General features: G+C 73.0%; 19 protein-coding genes. 10 read left to right on the top strand and 9 right to left on the bottom strand.

The features are described from left to right. Positions 1-69 precede the first annotated feature (69 nt). The 4 genes from ACZ7HT_RS01140 to fabF all read left to right on the top strand — a co-directional run bounded on the left by ACZ7HT_RS01140 (position 70) and on the right by fabF (position 3,703). Positions 70-987 carry an ACP S-malonyltransferase gene (locus ACZ7HT_RS01140; RefSeq protein ID WP_471158434.1) on the top strand — a complete coding sequence of 306 codons (918 nt, stop codon included), beginning with the start codon at positions 70-72 and terminating at the stop codon, positions 985-987. 18 nt (positions 988-1,005) lie between these two features. Next, entirely contained in the window at positions 1,006-2,037 is a 1,032-nt protein-coding gene (locus ACZ7HT_RS01145) for a beta-ketoacyl-ACP synthase 3 (protein WP_471158436.1), read from the top strand. Between the two features lie 60 nt (positions 2,038-2,097). Beyond that, complete coding sequence (locus tag ACZ7HT_RS01150) at positions 2,098-2,346, top strand: acyl carrier protein (protein ID WP_471158438.1); 249 nt, start codon at positions 2,098-2,100, stop codon at positions 2,344-2,346. Positions 2,347-2,440: 94 nt separating this feature from the next. Further along, positions 2,441-3,703: a beta-ketoacyl-ACP synthase II gene (fabF, locus tag ACZ7HT_RS01155; RefSeq protein ID WP_471158440.1), complete on the top strand. Its 1,263-nt coding sequence runs from the start codon at positions 2,441-2,443 to the stop codon at positions 3,701-3,703. A gap of 236 nt (positions 3,704-3,939) precedes the next feature. Here fabF and ACZ7HT_RS01160 read toward each other — a convergent pair whose 3' ends face one another. Beyond that, positions 3,940-4,434, bottom strand: a complete 495-nt coding sequence (locus ACZ7HT_RS01160; protein WP_471158442.1) for a DUF3145 domain-containing protein — start codon at positions 4,432-4,434, stop codon at positions 3,940-3,942. A 260-nt stretch (positions 4,435-4,694) separates the two neighbouring features. Between ACZ7HT_RS01160 and ACZ7HT_RS01165 the strand changes: the two genes are divergently transcribed. Beyond that, positions 4,695-5,576: an SGNH/GDSL hydrolase family protein gene (locus ACZ7HT_RS01165; protein WP_471158444.1), complete on the top strand. Its 882-nt coding sequence runs from the start codon at positions 4,695-4,697 to the stop codon at positions 5,574-5,576. Positions 5,577-5,636: 60 nt separating this feature from the next. Here ACZ7HT_RS01165 and ACZ7HT_RS01170 read toward each other — a convergent pair whose 3' ends face one another. Then, positions 5,637-8,075, bottom strand: a complete 2,439-nt coding sequence (locus ACZ7HT_RS01170) for a beta-glucosidase (RefSeq protein WP_471158446.1) — start codon at positions 8,073-8,075, stop codon at positions 5,637-5,639. 161 nt (positions 8,076-8,236) lie between these two features. Between ACZ7HT_RS01170 and ACZ7HT_RS01175 the strand changes: the two genes are divergently transcribed. After that, positions 8,237-8,812, top strand: a complete 576-nt coding sequence (locus ACZ7HT_RS01175; RefSeq protein WP_471158448.1) for a TetR/AcrR family transcriptional regulator — start codon at positions 8,237-8,239, stop codon at positions 8,810-8,812. On the opposite strand, the gene ACZ7HT_RS01180 is transcribed toward ACZ7HT_RS01175, so the two are convergent. Then, positions 8,809-9,630: an NAD(P)-dependent oxidoreductase gene (locus ACZ7HT_RS01180; RefSeq protein ID WP_471158449.1), complete on the bottom strand. Its 822-nt coding sequence runs from the start codon at positions 9,628-9,630 to the stop codon at positions 8,809-8,811. The genes ACZ7HT_RS01175 and ACZ7HT_RS01180 overlap by 4 nt on opposite strands. A gap of 49 nt (positions 9,631-9,679) precedes the next feature. Between ACZ7HT_RS01180 and ACZ7HT_RS01185 the strand changes: the two genes are divergently transcribed. Together ACZ7HT_RS01185 and ACZ7HT_RS01190 are read left to right on the top strand one after the other, a co-directional pair. Next, positions 9,680-10,597, top strand: a complete 918-nt coding sequence (locus tag ACZ7HT_RS01185) for a LysR family transcriptional regulator (RefSeq protein WP_471158451.1) — start codon at positions 9,680-9,682, stop codon at positions 10,595-10,597. Between the two features lie 8 nt (positions 10,598-10,605). After that, a complete protein-coding gene (locus ACZ7HT_RS01190) occupies positions 10,606-11,319 on the top strand; it encodes a carbon-nitrogen hydrolase family protein (RefSeq protein WP_471158453.1) in 714 nt (237 codons plus the stop codon). 103 nt (positions 11,320-11,422) lie between these two features. On the opposite strand, the gene ACZ7HT_RS01195 is transcribed toward ACZ7HT_RS01190, so the two are convergent. Beyond that, positions 11,423-13,612: a M4 family metallopeptidase gene (locus tag ACZ7HT_RS01195; protein ID WP_471158455.1), complete on the bottom strand. Its 2,190-nt coding sequence runs from the start codon at positions 13,610-13,612 to the stop codon at positions 11,423-11,425. A 137-nt stretch (positions 13,613-13,749) separates the two neighbouring features. On the opposite strand from ACZ7HT_RS01195, the gene ACZ7HT_RS01200 reads away from it, so the two are divergent. Then, positions 13,750-14,712, top strand: a complete 963-nt coding sequence (locus ACZ7HT_RS01200; protein ID WP_471158457.1) for a LysR family transcriptional regulator — start codon at positions 13,750-13,752, stop codon at positions 14,710-14,712. Here ACZ7HT_RS01200 and ACZ7HT_RS01205 read toward each other — a convergent pair. The 4 genes from ACZ7HT_RS01205 to ACZ7HT_RS01220 all read right to left on the bottom strand — a co-directional run bounded on the left by ACZ7HT_RS01205 (position 14,689) and on the right by ACZ7HT_RS01220 (position 18,710). After that, positions 14,689-15,510, bottom strand: a complete 822-nt coding sequence (locus ACZ7HT_RS01205) for an EI24 domain-containing protein (protein WP_471158459.1) — start codon at positions 15,508-15,510, stop codon at positions 14,689-14,691. The genes ACZ7HT_RS01200 and ACZ7HT_RS01205 overlap by 24 nt on opposite strands. A gap of 42 nt (positions 15,511-15,552) precedes the next feature. Continuing rightward, positions 15,553-17,088 (bottom strand): serine/threonine-protein kinase, encoded by a 1,536-nt coding sequence (locus ACZ7HT_RS01210; RefSeq protein WP_471158461.1) that lies wholly within the window; start codon positions 17,086-17,088, stop codon positions 15,553-15,555. A gap of 115 nt (positions 17,089-17,203) precedes the next feature. Then, positions 17,204-17,626 carry an organic hydroperoxide resistance protein gene (locus ACZ7HT_RS01215; RefSeq protein WP_030693363.1) on the bottom strand — a complete coding sequence of 141 codons (423 nt, stop codon included), beginning with the start codon at positions 17,624-17,626 and terminating at the stop codon, positions 17,204-17,206. Between the two features lie 64 nt (positions 17,627-17,690). After that, positions 17,691-18,710, bottom strand: coding sequence for an NADP-dependent oxidoreductase (locus ACZ7HT_RS01220; RefSeq protein ID WP_471158464.1), 1,020 nt, complete (start codon positions 18,708-18,710; stop codon positions 17,691-17,693). 105 nt (positions 18,711-18,815) lie between these two features. Here ACZ7HT_RS01220 and ACZ7HT_RS01225 point away from each other — a divergent pair, with 105 nt between their 5' ends. After that, the gene (locus ACZ7HT_RS01225) at positions 18,816-19,250 is read left to right on the top strand and encodes a MarR family winged helix-turn-helix transcriptional regulator (protein ID WP_471158466.1); all 435 of its coding nucleotides are present in this window, start codon (positions 18,816-18,818) and stop codon (positions 19,248-19,250) included. A gap of 7 nt (positions 19,251-19,257) precedes the next feature. Here the strand turns inward: ACZ7HT_RS01225 and ACZ7HT_RS01230 are convergent, their stop codons facing one another. Next, entirely contained in the window at positions 19,258-20,553 is a 1,296-nt protein-coding gene (locus tag ACZ7HT_RS01230) for an SCO2400 family protein (RefSeq protein ID WP_471158468.1), read from the bottom strand. Positions 20,554-20,770 lie beyond the last annotated feature (217 nt).

The following is a 20,770-nucleotide window of genomic DNA, read 5'->3' on the forward strand; positions in this document are numbered from 1 at the left end:
ATTCCCCCGACGGTTCTTCGTCCTTGTCCCCACGGGCGCTCGAAGCCGTCCCCAAGAGAGAGTGTGAGGGTGCTCGTACTCGTCGCTCCCGGCCAAGGCGCCCAGACGCCCGGCTTCCTGACCCCCTGGCTCGAACTTCCCGGCGCCTCCGACCGCATCGCGGCCTGGTCCGACGCCATCGGGCTCGACCTCGCCCACTACGGGACGAAGGCGGACGCGGACGAGATCCGTGACACCGCCGTCGCGCAGCCCCTCCTCGTCGCCGCCGGCCTGCTCTCCGCGGCCGCGCTCGGTGACGTCGCCCTCGGCGTCGTCGCCGGTCACAGCGTCGGCGAGTTCACCGCCGCCGCGTTCGCGGGCGTCCTCGACGACACCGCCGCGCTGCGCCTCGTCCGTACCCGCGGACTCGCGATGGCCGATGCCGCCGCGATCACCGCGACGGGCATGTCGGCGCTGCTCGGCGGCGACCCCGAGGTCACCGTCCCGCACCTGGAGAAGCTCGGCCTGACGGCCGCCAACGTGAACGGCGCAGGCCAGATCGTGGCCGCCGGCACGCTGGAGCAGCTGGCCGCCCTGGAGGCGGACAAGCCCGAGGGCGTCCGCCGGGTCGTCGCGCTCAAGGTCGCGGGTGCCTTCCACACGCACCACATGGCCCCGGCCGTGGCGAAGCTGGAGGAGGCGGCGAAGGAGCTGTCCCCGGCCGCCCCGGTCACGCGCTACGTCTCCAACAAGGACGGGCAGGTCGTCGCCGACGGCGCCGAGGTCGTGGCCCGTCTCGTCGGCCAGGTCGCGAACCCGGTCCGCTGGGACCTGTGCATGGAGACCTTCCAGGAGCTCGGCGCGACCGCGCTGATCGAGGTGTGCCCAGGCGGCACGCTGACCGGTATCGCCAAGCGGGCGCTGCCGGGCGTGGCCACGGTCGCCCTCAAGACTCCCGACGACCTGGACGCGGCCCGTACGCTCATCGCCGAGCACGCGGCCGTCTGACAAGGAGTGTCGAGAAACATGTCGAAGATCAAGCCCAGCAAGGGCGCCCCGTACGCGCGGATCCTCGGTGTCGGCGGCTACCGCCCCACCCGGGTCGTGCCGAACGAGGTGATCCTCGAGAAGATCGACTCGTCCGACGAGTGGATCCGCTCGCGCTCCGGCATCTCCACCCGGCACTGGGCCTCCCCGGAGGAGACCGTCGCCGCCATGTCGGTGGAGGCCTCGGGCAAGGCCATCGCCGACGCCGGGATCAGGCCCGAGCAGATCGGTGCCGTGATCGTCTCCACGGTCTCGCACTTCAAGCAGACCCCGGCCATCGCCACCGAGATCGCCGACAAGGTCGGCGCCGGGAAGCCGGCCGCGTTCGACATCTCCGCCGGCTGCGCGGGCTTCGGCTACGGCCTGACGCTCGCCAAGGGCATGATCGTCGAGGGTTCCGCGGAGTACGTGCTCGTCATCGGTGTCGAGCGGCTCAGCGACCTGACGGATCTGGAGGACCGCGCGACGGCCTTCCTGTTCGGCGACGGCGCCGGCGCCGTGGTCGTCGGCCCCTCCGACGAACCGCACATCGGCCCCACGGTCTGGGGTTCCGAGGGCGACAAGTCCGAGACGATCAAGCAGACCGTCCCGTGGAACGAGTTCCAGACCGGCGACGTCACGAACCTGCCCCTCAACGAGCAGGGCGAGATCAAGTTCCCCGCCATCACGCAGGAGGGTCAGGCGGTCTTCCGCTGGGCCGTCTTCGAGATGGCGAAGGTCGCCCAGCAGGCCCTGGACGCCGCCGGCATCTCGGCGGACGACCTGGACGTCTTCATCCCGCACCAGGCCAACATGCGGATCATCGACTCGATGGTGAAGACCCTGAAGCTGCCGGAGCACGTCACGGTCGCCCGTGACGTGGAGACCACCGGCAACACCTCGGCCGCCTCGATTCCGCTCGCCATGGAGCGGCTCCTGGCGACCGGGAAGGCGAAGAGCGGCGACACGGCGCTCATCATCGGCTTCGGGGCGGGTCTCGTCTTCGCCGCGACGGTCGTTACCCTCCCCTAGGCACTCCGGTTCTTCCGGAAGCCGTTTTTTCCCAGTACAGACAAAAGAAGGAGCGCCACCATGGCCGCCACCCAGGAAGAGATCGTCGAAGGCCTCGCCGAGATCGTCAACGAGATCGCCGGCATCCCGGTCGAGGACGTCCAGCTGGACAAGTCCTTCACCGACGACCTGGACGTCGACTCGCTCTCCATGGTCGAGGTCGTCGTCGCCGCCGAAGAGCGCTTCGACGTCAAGATCCCGGACGAGGACGTCAAGAACCTCAAGTCGGTCGGCGACGCTGCCGCCTACATCCTGAAGCACCAGGCCTGATTCGGCCCCTGCCGACTCGGTCCACACTGACTCGGTCCGCCACCCGGCGGTGGCGCCGTATTCCGACCATCACACACATGGAGAACGAATTCCTGTGAGCTCGACCAATCGCACCGTGGTCGTCACCGGTATCGGCGCAACCACACCGCTGGGTGGCGACTCCGCGTCGACCTGGGAAGGTCTTCTCGCGGGGCGCTCCGGCGTCAAGCCCCTGGAGGGCGAGCGCTTCGCCGAACTGCCCGTCAAGATCGCGGCGCTCGCCGCGGTCGACCCCGGCGACGTCCTGCCCCGCCCGCTCGCCCGCAAGCTGGACCGCTCGGCGCAGTTCGCGCTGATCGCGGCCCGTGAGGCCTGGGCCGACGCGGGCTACACCGCGCCCGCCGGCGAGGACGAGAACATCACGCCCGAGCGGCTCGGCTCCGTCATCGCCTCCGGCATCGGCGGTGTCACCACGCTGCTCGACCAGTACGACGTGCTGAAGGAGAAGGGCGTCCGCCGCGTCTCCCCGCACACCGTGCCCATGCTCATGCCCAACAGCCCCTCCGCGAACGTGGGCCTCGAGGTGAACGCCCGGGCGGGCGTCCACACCCCCGTCTCCGCGTGCGCGTCGGGTGCCGAGGCGATCGGCTACGCCGTCGAGATGATCCGTACCGGCCGTGCCGACGTGGTCGTCGCCGGCGGTACCGAGGCCGCGATCCACCCGCTGCCGATCGCCGCCTTCGCCAACATGATGGCGATGTCCAAGAACAACGACGAGCCGACGAAGGCCTCGCGCCCCTACGACACCGGCCGCGACGGCTTCGTGCTCGGCGAGGGCGCCGGTGTCGTGATCCTGGAGTCCGAGGAGCACGCGAAGGCGCGCGGCGCCCGCATCTACTGCGAGGTGCTCGGCCAGGGCCTGTCGGCCGACAGCCACCACATCGCGCAGCCCGAGCCGACCGGCCGGGGCATCGCCGCCGCGATGCAGAACCTGCTGGACTCGACGGACCTCAAGCCGTCCGAGGTCGTCCACCTCAACGCGCACGCCACGTCGACGCCGCAGGGTGACGTCGCCGAGATCAAGGCGCTGCGGAAGGTCCTGGGCGACGACCTCGACCACGTCGCGATCTCCGCGACGAAGTCGATGACCGGTCACCTCCTCGGCGGCGCCGGCGGCATCGAGACCGTCGCGACGGTCCTGGCGCTCCACAACCGCCTGGCCCCGCCGACGATCAACATCGACGACCTCGACCCGGCCGTCGAGGCGGACATCGTCCGCGACGAGCCCCGCGAGCTCCCGCAGGGCACGATCGCCGCGATCAACAACAGCTTCGGCTTCGGCGGCCACAACGTGGTCCTGGCGTTCCGCACGGCCTGACGCCCGCTTGAACGACGAGGCCCGCCCCCAGCCCGGGGGCGGGCCTCTGCCGTACCCGCCGGACGGAGTCCGGCACAGCGCCCCGAAGCCCGCGAAGCGGTGCGAGGGACGCACGAGGAAGAGGCCAACAGCTTCGGCTTCGGCGGCCACAACGTGGTCCTGGCGTTCCGCACGGTCTGATCCCCGGCTGACACGCCGAAGGCCCGCCCCCTGACCGGGGGTGGGCCTTCGGCGTGTCAGACCACCTGGTGCAGCCAGCGGACCGGGGCGCCCTCGCCGGCGTAGCGGAAGGGTTCCAGTTCGTCGTCCCAGGGCTTGCCGAGGAGTTTGGCGATCTCCGCCTCCAGCTGGGTCTCGCCGCCCTTGGCGCGCGCGAGGGCGGCCCGCAGGCGGTCCTCGGGGATCAGGATGTCCCCGTGCATGCCGGTGACGGCGTGGAAGATGCCCAGGTCGGGGGTGGCGCTGTAGCGCTCGCCCTCGGCGGTGGGGCAGGGTTCCGCGGTGACCTCGAAGCGGAGCATCTGCCAGCCGCGCAGGGCGGAGGCGAGTTTGGAGGCGGTGCCGGTCTGGCCCTGCCAGGAGAACTCGGCTCTCCAGGTGCCGGGGGACGCCGGCTGGCGGATCCAGTCGAGCTGGACCCTCGCACCGAGGACACCCGCGACCGCCCATTCGACGTGCGGGCACATCGCGCGCGGTGCGGAGTGAACGTACAGGACTCCACGTGTCGTCACCGGGACCTCCAGTGTGGGACGAGGTTCGCCTTTTCCCAGCGGCCTCAGTAAACAGCATCAGGAGCAGAACATCGCAAACCCTCAAAAAGGGGACAGCATGTGACGTGATGTAATTTACCGGAGCCGGTCGGCGAAGACGCCTCTGGTTCGACGGGGGAAAAGCTACCGTGCCGCACCGTCATCGGTGTGACGTACGGTCGGTCCGGGGGCGGGTGGACACGAAGCTTTCACCCGCGAGGACGCCGAAGGAGGGGCCGGGGATGCGCGGCCGACGCCGATTCCGTACCGCTGTCGCCGCCGCGACGGCCGCGCTGCTGTGCGGCGGAGCGCTCTCCGGCTGCATCGCCGGAGCCCCGGAGGCGACCCCTCCGGTCAGGACGTCCACCCCGAGGCCGAAGCCGCTCTGGGACGTCTCCCCCGCCTCCGTCGCCGCCGTCGGCGACTCCGTGACCCGCGCCTTCGACGCGTGCTCCGTCCTGGCGGACTGCCCTGAGGTGTCGTGGGCGACCGGGACGGACACCGCCGTCAACAGCCTGGCGCTGCGGCTGCTCGGCCCGGAGAAGGTGGCCACCCGCAGCTGGAACCTGGCCCGGACGGGCGCGCGGATGGCGGAGCTGCCCGCGCAGATGGCCGGGGCGGCCGCGGAGAAGCCCGAGCTCGTGACGGTGATGATGGGCGCGAACGACGCCTGCCGGCCCACCCCGGACCTCATGACCCCGGTGGCCGATTTCCGTGCCGACTTCGTGGCGGCCCTCGCCCGGCTGCGGGCGGGCGCGCCGAAGGCGCAGGTGTACGTGGCGAGCGTGCCGGACCTGAGGCACCTGTGGTCGACGGGGCGGGTGAGCCCGGTGGGGCGCCAGGTGTGGAAGCTGGGGATCTGCGGCGCGATGCTGGCGGACGCGGAGGACCTGGGCCCGGCGGCCGAGAAGCGGCGGGCGGCGGTGCGGGACCGGGTGGTGGCGTACAACGACGTCCTGAGGGAGGTCTGCGCGAAGGACACCCGCTGCCGGTACGACGGCGGGGCGGTGTTCGGGTTCCGCTTCGACGGCGGGCAGTTGAGCCCCTGGGACTGGTTCCATCCGAGCAGGGACGGGCAGGCGCGGCTGGCGGAGCTGGCGTACCGGCGGATCACGAAGGAGTGAGGGACCCCGGGGCGGTTGTCAGGTTCCGCCCCGGGGCCGGTCATGGGGATCCCCGGCGGGTCAGACCTCCAGGGTGGCGGTCAGGCGCCCGTCCGTCAGGGAGTGGGCGGCGGCGACCTCGTACGTGCCCGTGACGAGGGTCCAGCCGTTCTTCTCCTCGTCCCAGATCTCGAAGGCGCGGCGGGGCAGCGCGATCTCGGTCTCGACGGTCTCGCCGGGCGCGGCCTCGACGCTCGCGAAGGCGGCCAGCCAGCGGGCGGGGCGCTCGACGCGGTCCGAGACGGGCGCCAGGTAGATCTGGACGGTCTCGCGGCCGGGCCGGTCGCCGGTGTTGGTGATCCGGACGGTGACCGTGTCCGGGGTCGCGGCCAGGGTGTCGTACGACCAGGTCGTGTAGCCGAGGCCGTGGCCGAAGGGGTACGCGGGGACGGCGCCGGCCTTGTCCCAGGCGCGGTAGCCGATGAAGACGCCCTCGGTGTAGTGCAGTTCGCCGTCCGTCGGGGTGACCTCGGTGACGGGCGTGTCGGCGAGGGTGACGGGCCACGTGGTGGGGAGGCGGCCGCCGGGCTCCTCGGCGCCGGTGAGGACGTCGGCGAGGGCGGCGCCGCCCTCCTGGCCGGGGAACCAGCCGAGCAGGATCGCGGCGACGTCCTCGCGCCAGGGCAGCTCGACCGGGGAGCCGGCGTTGACGACGACGACCGTGTTCGGGTTGACGGCGGCCACGGCCCGCACGAGGTCGTCCTGGCGTCCGGGGAGGGCGAGGTCCTTGCGGTCGAAGCCCTCGGACTCGACGCGCTCGGTGGTGGCGACGACCACGACGGCGGTGTCGGCGGCGCGGGCGGCCTCGACGGCCTCGGCGATCAGTTCGTCGGGGTCACGGCGGGGACCGAGGTGGACGAAGGAGAACATGACGGCCGGGAGCGGGGCCGCGAACTCCTTGTCCAGGGTGTGCAGCAGGGAGACCTCGACGGTCTCGCCGGCGGTGAGCGCGACCTTGCCGCGCTCGACCGGGGAGCCGAAGAAGGCCTCGAAGGGGTCGGTCTCGGGGCCCAGGGCCTGGGTGCCCTCGTAGACGGTCTCGCCGCCGACGGTGAGGGTGAAGGCGCCGAGGCCGCGGGTGCCGAAGGCGTGCTCGCCGGACTCGCGCGGGGTGAAGGCGCCGACGACCTCGATGGAGGCGAGGGCCTCGTGGGTGACGCCGGCGGGGAGGTCGTCACCGATCCACTGGACCTGGCCGTTGGGCAGGGAGCCCTCGCCGATGACGGTGCCGGAGGCGTCGCGGCAGCGGGCGCGGAGGGTGAAGCCCTGATCGGCGGGGGCGAGTTCCTCGCTGGGGTCGGCGCCGACCGAGAAGGTGAGGACGCCTTCGGGGAGGGCGGCGGTGAGGCCGTCGAGCGGGGAGACGACGTGGTCGGGGAAGACCTGGGCGGAGCCGCCGCCGAGGACGCGGGCGTCGCGGGCGGCGGCGCCGGAGAGGGCGACGGTGTGGCCCTCGGGCAGGGGCAGGGCGCCGTTCTCGTTGCGGACGAGGACGAAGCCGCGGCGGGCGATCTCGCGGGCGAGGGCGTCGCCGTCGATGGCGGCGGGGTGCTCGGTGACGACCGGCGGGGCTCCTTCGAGGGCGCCGACGCGGGCGGCGAGCCGCAGGACGTTGCGTACGGCGGTGTCGACGGCGGACTCCTCGACCTCGCCGGCGCGGACGGCGGCGGCGAGGGCCGGGCCGTAGACGGTGTCGGGTCCCGGCATGGCGACGTCGAGGCCGCCGGCGATGTCGGCGGTGGTGGAGCGGGCGGCCATCCAGTCGGAGACGTTGTAGCCGTCGAAGCCCCACTCGCCGCGCAGGACCTCGTTCACGAGCTGGTGGTGCTCGGTCATGGTCACGCCGTTGACCTGGTTGTAGGCGGTCATGATGCCCCAGGGGCGGGCGTTCTCGACGATGGCCTCGAAGGGGGCGAGGTAGAGCTCGCGGAGCGGGCGCGGGGCGATCCGGTTGTCGACGGTGAAGCGGTCGGTCTCGGCGTCGTTGGCGACGAAGTGCTTGACCGTGGTGCCGACGCCGCCGTCCTGGACGCCCTGGACGTAGCCGGTGCCGATGGCTCCGGTGAGGTACGGGTCCTCGCTGTAGGCCTCGAAGTGGCGGCCGCCGAGGGGCGTGCGGTGCAGGTTGACCGTGGGCGCGAGGAGGACGTGGACGCCCTTGCGGCGGGCCTCCTGGGCGAGGAGCCGGCCGGCCCGGCGGGCGAGCGCGGGGTCCCAGGCGGCGGCGAGGGCGGTCGGGGACGGGAGCGCGACGGAGGGGTCGTCGGCGGTCCAGCGGACGCCGCGGACGCCGATGGGGCCGTCGGACATCACCAGGGACTTCAGGCCGATCTCGGGCAGGGCGGGCAGGGACCACATGTCCTGGCCGGCGAGCAGCCGGGTCTTGGCGTCCAGGCCGAGCTTGCCGAGCGCCGCTTCGACGACCGTGTTCCTGACGGTCTCCGCGGTGTTCTCCGCCATGGCCGTACCTCCTCGTTGACGTACCGATGACCCCGATGCGCCCATCGTGCACCCACCTACCTGTAGATCGGTAGGTTACGTTACGAGTCTGTTATTTATGGGTCATGATGAGGAGGTACGGTCCTGTCGGACGGACGAACCTGTGAAAGGGGGCCACGGCGATGGTGCGGGCCAGGAGCGAGGAGCGGCGCGCGGACATCCTGCGCGCCGCCCTCGAAGTGATCGCCGAGCGCGGCTACCGGGGCGCCACCCTCGGCTCCGTCGCCGAGCGCGTCGGACTGACCCAGCAGGGGCTGCTGCACTACTACCCGACGAAGGAGGCGCTGCTCGTCGCGGTCCTGGAGGAGCGGGACCGCTGGGACACGAGCGGGGGCCGGGACCGCGAGGGCTGGCGGCTCGACCTCATGGAGTCCCTCGTCGAGTACAACGCGATGCGGCCGGGGATCGTGCAGACCTTCTCCGCGCTGCTCGGCGAGAGCGTCACCGACGGGCACCCGGCGCGGGAGTTCTTCACCGAGCGGTACACGCAGGTGCGGGCGAGCATGGCGGCCACCCTGCGCCAGGAGTTCGGCGAGCGGCTGCCCGGCGGACTCACCCCGGAGCGGGCGGCGCCGCTGGTCACGGCCGTGATGGACGGCCTCCAGTACCAGTGGCTCCTGGACCCGTCGGCGGTGGACATGCCGGGCGCCTTCCGGGACTTCGTACGCCTCCTCTACGGAAGCGACGCCCCGGCCTAGCGGGCGATCACCCCCAGGTCCTCGCCGAGCAGGGCCGGGTCCTCGGTCAGGGCCGCGTGGACGGCCTCCAGGACGGGGAGCTTCGCCGCCGCCGTGGCCAGGGCGACGTCCTTCGCGGCCAGGGCGACCGGGAAGTACGAGCCGGTGGCGGTCGCCCGGGCGACCGCGCCCGCGAGGGGGCCGGCGGCGAGGGTGCGCAGCGCGAGCTCGCGGGGCAGGCCAAGGGAGCCGGCGAGGGTGAGGGCCTCGGCGACGACGGCGACCCCGCCGATGGCGGCGTTGATGAGGACGAGCTTGAGGGCGGCGCCCGTGCCGGGCCCGCCGCAGGGCGTGACGGTGCCGAGCAGGTCGAGGACGGCGGCGACGGGCGCGGTGTCGCCGCCCGCGAGGATCAGCAGCTCGCCGGTGGCCGCCCGGTCGACGCTGCCCATGACGGGCGCGTCGATCAGGGTGACCCCGGCGGGGATCCGGGCGGCGAGGGCGGCGACGGTGTCCGGGCCGACGGTCGAGGTGTCGATCCAGTGGGTGCCGGGGCGCAGCGCGGGGATCAGCTCGTCCGCGACGGCGAGGGCGGCGGCCGGGTCCGCGAGCATCGTGACGACGACGTCGGCGTCCCGGACGGCCTCGGCGGGGGTCGCGGCGCGGACGGCGCCGTCGGCGACGAGGGCGTCGGCCTTGGCGGCCGTGCGGTTCCAGACGGTGAGCGGGTGTCCGGCGTCGAGGAGGCGGCGGGCCATGGGCAGGCCCATGGATCCGAGGCCGAGGAAGGCGATCTTCTGCGGGGTCTGCCGGGAGGTCTGCTGCGAGGGCGAGGTCATGTCCTCGACGCTAGGCCCGCCCCTCTCATGCGACAAGCGACTGTCTAGCATGCTTGCCATGTCCACTCCGCATGGCTCGTACGAAGCGTTCCTCGCCGTCGCCCGCGAGGGGTCCTTCACCGCCGCGGCCCGCGTCCTCGGCTACACGCAGTCCGCGGTGTCCCGCCAGATCCAGGCCCTGGAGGACGAGACCGGCGCGCCCCTGTTCGAGCGGCTGCCGCGCGGGGTGCGGCTGAGCGAGGCGGGCCGGGTGCTGCTGCCGCACGCGGAGGCCGTGCGGGACCGACTGGCCCTGGCGCGGGCCGAGTTGGCGGCGCTGCGCACCCTGGACGGCGGGCTGCTGCGGCTCGGCGCCTTCTCCAGCGCGGGCGCGGCGCTCGTACCCCGCGCCCAGGCGGCCTTCCGGGCGCGGCATCCGGGGGTCGTGGTGACCCGGGTCGAGGGGCCTTCGGTCAAGCACCTGCGGCTGGTCGCGGCCGGCGAGGAGGACCTGGCGGTGGTCAGCCCGGCGACGAGCGGTCCGGCGCCGGAGGGGGTGACGCTCCATCACCTCCTGGACGAGCCCATGCTGGTGGCCCTGGAGCGCGGACATCCGCACGCCGGGCAGCGGGACCTGCGGCTCGCGGACCTGGCCGGCGAGGAGTGGATCGTCGCCAACGAACGCCTGGAGGACACCCTGTTCCGGCCCGTCGTCGCCACCGGGTTCCGGCCGCGCACCGGCCTGCTCGCGCTCGACTGGATCGCCAAGCTGGGCGCGGTGGCGGCGGGGCTCGGCGTCACCCTCGTACCGGCGCTCGCGGCCGCGTCCGTACGGCCCGACGTGGCGCTGGTGACGATCCACCCGGACGACGTGCCGTACCGGGCGATCTGTGCCGCGACCCCGCCGGTGCCGACGGTGGCGGCCACGGCCTTCCTGGCGCTGCTCCAGGAGACGGCCCGGACCCTGCTCGACCTCGGGCTGCGATGATGGCCGTCATGATCGTCGCAGCCACCCAGTTCACCCCGGCCGCCGGGGACATCGACGCCAACGTCCGTACGATCGCCGGTCTGGTACGGGCGGCGGGGGCGGAGGGGGCCCGCGTGGTCGTCTTCGCCGAGCTGTGCCTGACCGGGTACGAGCCCTCCCTGATCCGGGACACCCCCGGTCTCGTCCTCACCGAGGACGACCCGCGCCTCGAACCCGTGCGGGAGGCGTGCCGGGCCGTCGGCGCGGCGGCCGTGGTCAACGGGCCGGTGCGCACGGCCGGTTCGGGCGCCGGGATCACCACGCTCGTGATCGGCCCGGACGGCTCGCTCCTCACCCGCTACGACAAGCGGCATCTGTACGGGATCGAGCTGGAGGCCTTCGAACCGGGCGCCGCCGACGGGCGGTTCATGCTCGACGGGGTCCGTTTCGCCCTGGCCACCTGTTACGACAACCGCTTCCCCGAGCTGGCCGAGCGGGCGGCGGCCGACGACTGCGCGGTGTACCTGGCGAGTTCGGTCCTCGGCGCGGACAACGACTCCTTCGAGAAGGTGTATCCCGTACGGGCCCGGGACTTCGGCCTGCACGTGGTGCTCGGCAACGTCCTCGGGCCCAACGAGGACGGCGTCGGCACGGGCAGGGCCGGCGCCTGGGGCCCGGACGGCGGGCGGATCGCGGACGCGGGGCCCGAGGAGCCCGGGTTCGTCCTCGCCGAGGTGGGCTGACCGCGCGGGAAGGGCCGGACGGTCGTGGGACATACGACCGTCCGGCCCTCCGGGGAGGCCGTCACGGAACCCCCGGTCCGCGACGGCACCCCCGATCACCCCCTTACGGGGCGCTCAGGCCCAGCGTGTACGCGCCGGAGCCGCTGTACGCGTGGACCACGTACCGGTAGTAGCCCGCGGTGCCGTAGTAGCTGGTGTCCTCGTCGGCCGTCGCCGTGCCGCCGACGGCCACGTCCACCCAGCCCGACCCGTTCCACTTCTGCAGGTACAGGTCGAAGTCGGTGCCGGCCGGACCGCGCAGGCAGCCCACGTGGGTGCCGGAGCTCGCCGAGTAGTAGTACGAGCCGTCCGGCTGCGCCTCGGCCTGACCGGAGGACAGGGTGCCCTGGTAGGTGTACTCGGTGGTGTCACAGCCGGTGGGCGGGGTCGTGGTGCCGACCGACAGCTGGTAGGTGACCGTGTGCGTGGCGGAGCCCGTACCGGTGACGGTGATCGGGTACGTGCCGTTGGCGGTGCCCGCCGCGACCTGCACGGTCATCGTGGACGAGGACCCGGAGGTCACCGAGGACGGGCTGAAGGAGACGGTGACCCCGCTCGGGGCGCCGCTCGCGGAGAGCTGCACGGTCTGCGCGCTGCCGCCGGTGGTGGAGGTGTTCACCGTGGAGGTGACGGAGGCGCCCGGCTGGACCGAGCCCGAGGACGGGTTCAGGGCGAGCGAGAAGTCCGGGGTGGTGGTGCCGCCGCAGTCGGTCTCACCGGACTGGGCCGGCACGCCGACCGCGTTCCAGGCCGCCTTCACGGCGTTGCACTCGGCGCTGCCGTAGGTGTTCTTGGCGCTGGTCAGGGTCGCCCTGCGGGCGGCGAGGTGGTTCCACGAGGAGGTCTTCATGAGCAGGGCGCCCATGAAGATCTTGCCGGCCTTCTGGATGCCGATGCCGGTCACGGAGGAGGGCCCGCCGGAACATATCGGGCTGCCGGGCTTGCCGCCGCCCGGGTTGGAGCCCTCGGCGAGCAGGTAGAACCAGTGGTTCTGCGGGCCGGCCGCGGCGTGCACCTCGGTGCCGGAGGTCAACTGCGGGTAGCAGTTGGGGGCGTTGTCGGCGAGCGAGGGGTTGTACATGTAGCGGATCGGCTTGTTGTCGCCGAGGAAGTTCAGCTTCTCGCCGACCGTGTAGTCCGGGGTGTCGTTCGGGTTGTTCGCGTAGTGCTCGGTGAGCGCGCCGAAGATGTCGCCCGTCGACTCGTTCATGCCGCCGTTCTCGTTGGACGAGCCCGAGCTGCCCGGCGTCTTGTCGAAGATCTCGTGGCCGTACTCGTGCGCCACGACGTCGATGCCGGTGAGCTGCATGCTGCCGGTCTGGTTGTGGCCGTACGTGGTCTTCGTACCGTCGTAGTAGGCGTTGACCTCGCCGAGGCCGGCGCGGGCCGGGACCATGCCGCCCTGCCCGTTCTGGCCGTTGTAGCCGAACCACTCCTTGACCATGGAGTGTTCCTTCTGCGCCGCGTACATGATGTCGACGCAGGCGGTCACCAGGTCGTTGGCGCCGCCGTTGCCCCACGGCGAGGAGCCCGTGTAGGCGCCGCCGCCCTGCCCGCCGCACTGGAAGCCGCCGCGCGAGGAGTCGGTCATGGAGTTCGCGGCGGTGTCGATGGTGACGTTGCCGTTGTGGTAGCCGCGGCCGTCGGCGTCCAGGATCTTGTCGGTGGACTGGGCGAGGGACCCGGTGCGCGCGTCGACATAGGTGGCGAGGGAGCTGGGGGCGCCGTCCGCGGTCCGGCCGATGACCAGGGTGTGCCAGGCCAGGACGGCCCTGCCGCCCTTGAGGAGCACGGTCAGCTCCGGGGCGCTCGCGCTCTCCACCGAGGCCAGCTGCTTCCGGGCGGCGGCGAGGGCCGCCGCGGCCGTCACCTTCGCCTTCGTGGAGAGCCTGATGGCCGGGGCGGGGGCGCCGGTGACCTCGCGGACCCTGCCGGAGCTGTCGGAGACGACGACCGCGTCGCCGCCGACGACCGGGAGGCCGCGGTAGGTACGCTCGTACGAGGCGTAGTACAGGCCGTTCGTCCAAGGGGTGACGGACGTCCGGACGAGGTTCTCGTCGGCGCCGTGCCGCAGCTCGTCGAGGCCGCTGCTAGCCGCCTTGTCGGCGGCGGCGAGGGCGAGCGCCTTGCCGTGGCCCTGGGGTACGGGCTGTGCCTGAGGCGTCGCCGCGGTCGCCGGTCCGGCGAGGGCGGTCGCGAGGCTCGCCGAGAGCGCCAGGGCGGCCACGGCCGCCGTGAGTCTGGTCGGGTGCAACGTCGTGCTCCGTTCAAGGGTGGGGGAGACGGATCGTCGCGCCGAGTATGGGCGTGGACATGGCCAGTTCGGGACATCTCATCGGGCATAAGACGCGGGTTATGGTGCGCCCGAGCGCCGCTGCGTACGCTGCTGAAATGCAGCTGGAGTTGAGGCATCTTGAGGCCGTCTGCCGGATAGCGGAAGCGGGCAGTCTGGGACGGGCCGCCGGGCGGCTCGGTGTCTCACAGCCGGCCCTCTCGGCGCAGCTGCGGAGGATCGAGCGGGTCGCCGGCGGGGAGCTGTTCCTGCGCGGCCGGCACGGCGTGGAGCCCACCCCGCTGGGCGAGTTCGTCCTCGCCAAGGCGCGGCTCGTGCTCGGCGAGATGGACGCGCTCGTCGCCGGGGCGCGGGCCGTCGCCCCGCACACCCCGCTGCGGCTCGGCTGCATCCTGCTCGTCCTCGTCGACCGGCTGCTCGGGGAGCTGGAGCAGGTCGTGGCGGGGCGGGAGATCGCGGTCACCGTGGAGCACTCGGCGACGACGCTGACCCGGCAGCTCGGCGCGGGACGGTACGACGCCGTCCTGTACGGGGAGGTCAACGACCACGAGGTGCCGCTGCCCGAGGGGACCACGGCCCGTACCCTCGTCCCCAAGGAGCCCTTCTGCGTGCGTCTTTCGGCGGCGCACCCGCTGGCGGGCCGGGAGCGGATCGCGCTCGCCGAGCTCGCGGGCGAGTCCTGGATGACGCTGGTGGAGGACGACGACGGCGGCCCTGAGGCGCTGGTCGCGGCCTGCGAGAAGGCCGGGTTCACGCCCTCGCTGCGGCACCGGGTGGCCGACCGGAAGATGCACTACGACCTGATCGCGGCGGGCCGGGCGATCTCGATGAGCCAGCCGACGGCCCCGGCGGCGGAGGGCACGGTCCTGCGTCCCCTGGAGGGCGACCCGGTGACGGGCCGGATCCGGCTGGCCTGGAACCGGGCGGCGGTCCCGGCCCCGCAGGCGGAGCTGCTGTACCGGGCGGCGGCCCGCGCGTACCTGGCGAACGTCGGCAACAACGCCTTCCACCGCGCCTGGTGGGACGCCCGCCCGGAACTACACCCGGTCCTCGACGGCTGAGGACCGGTCCCGCCCGTCCTCCTCGGCGGCGGCGTCGGCGTCGTCGGCCCCGTCACCAGAGGTCTCTCCGCACAGGTCACGGGCCATCAGGGTGGCCCCCGCGACCGCTCCCGGCATGAGGAAAACGGCGACGAACGGCACCAGGAAGGCGAGCGTCAGCGGGACGCCGAAGCCCAGGGCGGCCATCCGGCGGCCGCGGAGCAGCCCGAGCCGTTCCTTGAGCTCGACGCGCCGGCGCTGGAGCGCGACGGCCGTCAGCTCCTCGGTGAGGAAGAAGCCGGAGACGCAGAAGCCGATGACGGGCACGACGGTCTGGCCGACGACGGGGATGAACCCGCAGGCGAAGAGCAGCACGCCGTAGAGCGCGACCCGCAGCACGATCCGCAGGCTGTCACGGGCCGAGATCCACAGCTCGCGCCAGAGCGGCAGGCCCGACTCGGGCGCCTCGCCGCCCTCGCTGCGGTCGACCTCCTCGGACAGCGACTCGTAGAAGGGCTGGCCGACGAGGAGGGTCACGGCGGTGAAGGTGATCACCGCGAGGAACAGCCCGAAGGCGAAGACGAGCCCCGTCAGGGCGCCGCGGAGGAGGCCCTGCCAGGGCGAGGTCCAGTCGTCGGCGAACGGCGTCGCCCAGGCGGTCAGGTCGTCGGCGCCGTAACCGAGGCCGACGAGCGCGCCGACGTACAGGGCGAAGGTCACGAGCCCGGGCAGCAGTCCGAACCCGAGCCGGCGCCCGTGCCCGCCGACCCACTTCTGGCCCCGCAACAAGTACCTGAAACCCGCCCCGAAATCACGCATGGGGGCCACCCTATCGGTGCCTCCGGGGGGCGCCGGTGCAGGTCAGCCGCCGGTCGCACGGAAGGAACCGAGGGCCTTGTCGAGAGCCCGTACGGCCTCGTCGGCGCGGCCGACCGGCGCGGACGCCCACAGGTCGTACAGGGTGCCGCCCCGCTCCCAGCACAGGTCGACGGTGTGGCGAGCCCCCTCGGCCGGGGTGAATCCGTTCCAGGTGAACTCCCAGCGTGCCGCCGGCAGTCCCTTGTGCGTCGTCTCCTCGACCGTGGCGTCGCCGTACCCCGGATAGTCCTTCGGGCCGCTCGCGTCGGAGGACCGCATCACACCGATCGCCCCGCCCGCCGGGATCGGCCGGATCCTGATCCCGACCCGCAGGGCCCCGTCCGCCGTCGTGTAGATCACCCGCTGGCCGTCGGTGGAGCGGAGCGCGCCGTGCGGGACGATCACGGTGAACCCGTCGGCATCGGTGACCTCCCCGTACGTGTAGGCCTTCGGGGCGCGATCGGTGGTCGTGGTGGGGCCGGGAGTCGGGACGGAGGTCGCCGAGGGGCTTCCCGTACGGGCCGGCGGCGCGCCCGTCGCGGGATCGTCGTCCTGGACGGCGCGCAGCACCGCCACGGTCGCCACCGCGACGCAGACCGCGAGGGCGGCGGCGACGAGCGGCACGGTGAGCCGCCGGCGTCCGGCGGCCGGAGCGCCGGTCTCCCCCGAGGCGGCTTCGCGCAGGGTGGGGACGTCCGCGCCACCCGCCGCCGGCTCCTCCCCCGCCGCGCACGCGGCGAGCATCCTGCGTGCCTCGGGGGCGCCGAGGCGGCGGGCCGGGTCGCGTTCCAGGAGGCCCTGGACGACGCTCACGAGGGGGCCGAGCCGGTCGGAGGGCCGGATCTCCTCGTACACGATCGCGTGCAGGACGGCGCCGATCGAGTCCCGGCGGAACGGCGAGGTGCCGGTGGTCGCCGCGCACAGCAGCGCGCCGAGCGACCACAGGTCGGAGGCGGGTCCCGCGTCGTCGCCCTGCATCCGCTCCGGCGCCGTGTACTCGGGGGTGCCGATGAAGACCCCGGTGCCGCTGAGCGTCGTCGCCCCGGGGAGGCTCGCGATGCCGAAGTCGGTCAGCACGGCCCGGCCGGTGTCCTTCTCCAGGAGCACGTTGGCGGGCTTCACGTCCCGGTGCAGCACATCGCGGGCGTGCGCGGCGGACAGCGCGTCGAGCAGGTCGAGCCCGAGCCGGGCGGCCTCCCGGGGGGACAGCACCTCGCCGGCGGCCAGCCGGTCGGCGAGCGAGCCGCCGTCGACGAGCTCCATGACGAGGGCGGGCATGCCGTCGTGCTCGACGACGTCGTGGACGACGATCACATGGGGGTGGCGGACCTGGGCGACGACCCGGGCCTCCCGCAGGGCGCCCGCCGGGTCGGCGCCGGAGTCGAGCGCGAGGGTCTTGACGGCGACCGGGCGCCCGAGCAGCTCGTCGGTGGCCCGCCGGACGACGCCCATGCCGCCCTGGCCGAGCCGCTCGCCCAGGCGGTAGCGCCCACCGAGCAGCTCGTGACCGGCCTGCTCCGACCCGTTGTACGACGACACCCGACTCCCCCTGACCGTGAACCGTTGCCATGATGCCGTAGCGCTCCCGTACACGGCGAGGACCGCACCCCGGCCGGTCGGGGTGCGGTCCTCGCGCGGTGTGCGCGTCCGGGTCTCAGACGGCGAGCTCGACCGTGATGTTGCCGCGGGTCGCCTTGGAGTACGGGCAGACCTGGTGGGCCTTCTCGATCAGGCTCTTGGCGGTCTCGGCGTCCACGTTCGGGATGGTCGCCGAGATCTTGACGATGATGCCGAAGCCGTCGTCGTTCTTGCCGATGCCGACCTCGGCGGTGACCGTCGAGCCGGAGACGTCGGCGTTCTCGTTGCGGGCGACGACGCCGAGCGCGCCCTGGAAGCAGGCGCTGTAGCCCGCCGCGAAGAGCTGCTCGGGGTTGGTGCCGGCGCCGGAGCCGCCCATGGCCTTGGGCGGGTTGACGACGACGTCGAGCTGACCGTCGTCGGTGGCGACACGGCCGTCGCGGCCGTTCTCGGCGGTGGCGACGGCGGTGTAGAGAACGTCGGAGTGCTGGATGGACATGCTGATGTCTTCCTTTTCGCTCCGCCGACGACTCGCGCCCACGATCGCGGCGGCTGAGGGAAGACTAGCGGGTCGTCGAGACGATCATCTTTCCGGTGTTGTCGCCGCGCAGCAGGCCGAGGAAGGCGTCGACGCCGTTCTCGATGCCCTCGACGAAGGTCTCGCGGTGCTTCAGCTCGCCGGAGGCGAGCCAGCCGCCGACCTCCTGGACGAACTGGTTCTGCAGGCCGTAGTGGTCGCCGACGAGGACGCCCTGGAGCCGCAGCCGCTTGCCGATGATCATCGCCATGTTGCGCGGGCCGGGGACCGGCTCGGTGTCGTTGTACTGGGCGATCATGCCGCAGATGGTGGCGCGGCCGTGCACGTTGAGCGAGGAGATCGCGGCTTCGAGGTGGTCGCCGCCGACGTTGTCGAAGTAGACGTCGATGCCGTCCGGGGCGGCCTCGCGGAGCTGGTCCTTGACCGGGCCGTTCTTGTAGTTGAAGGCGGCGTCGAAGCCGAGCTCCTCGACGAGGAACTTCACCTTCTCGTCGGAGCCGGCGGAGCCGATGACGCGGGAGGCGCCCCTGAGCTTCGCCATCTGGCCGACCTGGCTGCCGACGGCGCCGGCCGCGCCGGAGACGAAGACGGCGTCGCCCTCCTTGAAGGAGGCCACCTCGAAGAGGCCGGCGTAGGCGGTGAGGCCGGTCATGCCGAGCACGCCGAGGTAGGCGGAGAGCGGGGCGAGCGCCGGGTCGACCTTGGTGGCGTGCTGGGCCGGGACGTCGGCGTACTCGCGCCAGCCGAGGCCGTGCAGGACGTGGTCGCCGACGGCGAAGCCCTCGGCGTTGGAGGCGATGACCTCGCCGACCGCGCCGCCGTCCATGGGGTGGTCGAGCTTGAACGGCGGAACGTACGACTTGACGTCGTTCATCCGGCCGCGCATGTACGGGTCGACGGAGAAGTGCAGGTTGCGCACGAGGATGCGGCCCTCGGCGGGCTCGGCGACCGGGGTCTCGCGCAGGGCGAAGTCCGCCGGGACGGGCCAGCCGTGCGGACGGGCGACGAGGTGCCACTCACGGCTGGACGCGGGAAGAACGGACATGAGCACGGCCTCCAGAAAAGCTTGAGATCAGAAAAGGTTCAGTACCTCAAACAACCATGCGCCTAGATATTTCATGTTGTCAAGTATCGGAGTAGACTCGTCCTCATGCCCACCTCACGCACGGACCCCCTGACCCTCGAAGTCGTCGAGCTGATCGGCACGGTCGTGGCGCGCTACTACGCGGAGTACGAGCAGGCGGCGGCGCAGCACGCGCTGACCGGCGCCCAGGCCCGGGTCCTCGGCCTGCTCTCGCTCGACCCGCTGCCGATGCGCCGCATCGCCCAGAAGCTCAAGTGCGAGCCCTCCAACATCACGGGCATCGTCGACCGCCTGGAGGCCCGGGGTCTGGTGGAACGCCGCCCGGACCCGGCCGACCGCCGCGTCAAACTGGCCGTCCCCACGGACGAGGGCCGCGACACCGCCCGCCGCCTCCGCGACTCCCTCGACTTCGCCCGCGAGCCGCTCGGCGAACTGACCGAGACCGAGCGGACCCTGCTGCGTGACCTGCTGAAGCGGATGCTGGGCGCGGACGTGGCGTGACGCCGTCTTAGACGCACCACCAGAGGAAGCGGGTGCACGTCGGGGTCGGGCTGGGGGTCGGGGTCTGGGTCGGGGTGGGGCCGGTGGTCGACGGCACCGGTCCGCCGGGCGTCGCCGCCGAGCCGCTCGGCGGCGGGCCGCTCTCCGTCGCGGACGAGGTCGCGGTGGGCGTGACGGACGGGGAGGCCGGGCCGGTGGCCGTCGGCGCGGCGGTCGGGACGGTGCCGCTTCCCGTGCCGGTGCCGGTGCCGGTGCCGATGCCGGTGCCGGACCCTGTGCCTGTACCCGTACCCGTACCGGAGCCCGAGCCGGAGCCCGTGCTCACCTGGCGTGGGCGGGCGGGGACGGAGCTCGGGGCGTCCGTCGCCGGGGACGGGCTCGATCCCTGCGACGGTTCCGTGGTCTCCACGGGCGGCGGCGTGAGCGGGGGCTCGGTGACCTCCAGCTCCTCCACGGCGGTGGCCGCGCCGTCCTGCGGCGGCTCCTCGAAGGCGAACCTCGCCAGGGTCAGCGTCCCGGCCGCGAGGACCAGGCCCACCGTTCCCACCAGGACCGTACGGCCCCCCCGGCGCGGGCCCGGCCTCCTCCCCCGCCGCGCGGCGGAGCGGCTCCGGGCGGCACGGCGCCCGCCGGGGGTGGAGCGCGGCGGTTCGAGGACGTCCAGCTCGAAGACGTGCTCGGGCGCGGGCCGGTCCGGGGCGTCGTCGACGGCACCGTCGTCGTCCGGGGACGGCTCGTCGCGGGCGGGCGGGGTCGCTTCGCCGTAGGCGGCGGGGGAAGCGGAGCCGCTGTAGGCGGCGGGGCGAACGGGGTCGCCGTAGACGCCAGGGCGAGCGGGGTCGCCGTAGACGCCGGGTCCGCCGTGGTCGCCGGGGCGAGCAGGGTCGCCATAGACGCCAGGGCGAGCGGGGTCGCTGTAGATCGCGGGACGGCCGGGGACGCCGCCGTACGGCGGGGCCTGAGCGGGGGCGGCAAAGCTCGCGGGCTGACCGGGGGCTTCGAAGGCCGCGGCCCGACCGGGGGCCTCGAAGCCCGTCGCCTGACCCGGGGCTTCGAAGGCCGTCGCCTGGCCGGGCGCGGCGTACGTCGTCGCGCCGTAGGCCGCGTGCCCGGTCGGGGCGTCGTACGGCGTCGGCTCGTTCGGGTAGCCGTAGCCGAGGTCCGGGGTGTGGACCTGGGGGTGGGCCGGGGTGTGGACCGGTATGTGGGGGGGCTCGTACCGCAGTTCCTCGACCGGAGTCCCGCACCCGGCACAGGCGAGGGCCCCGTTGAGGTGCCGCCGGCACGCGTGGCAGTAGTCCATGGGCCCCGCAGGCTATGCGGCCAGGTGCGGCGTCAGGTAGGCGAGGACGTGAGGATCCTGTGTGGAAACCGCAGGTCGGCGGCGGTGCGCCGTGATTCTCCCGCTTCGGGAAGGATGGCCTCCGGAACCATCGCTACCCGCAGTGCGGCCTCCGACACCGCCCGCACCGGAACCCCGGGCGGCTCAGCCCAGCGCGCGCCGCGCCGCGCGCGGCCGG

The sequence above is a fragment of the Streptomyces sp. NPDC037410 genome (assembly GCF_055602235.1).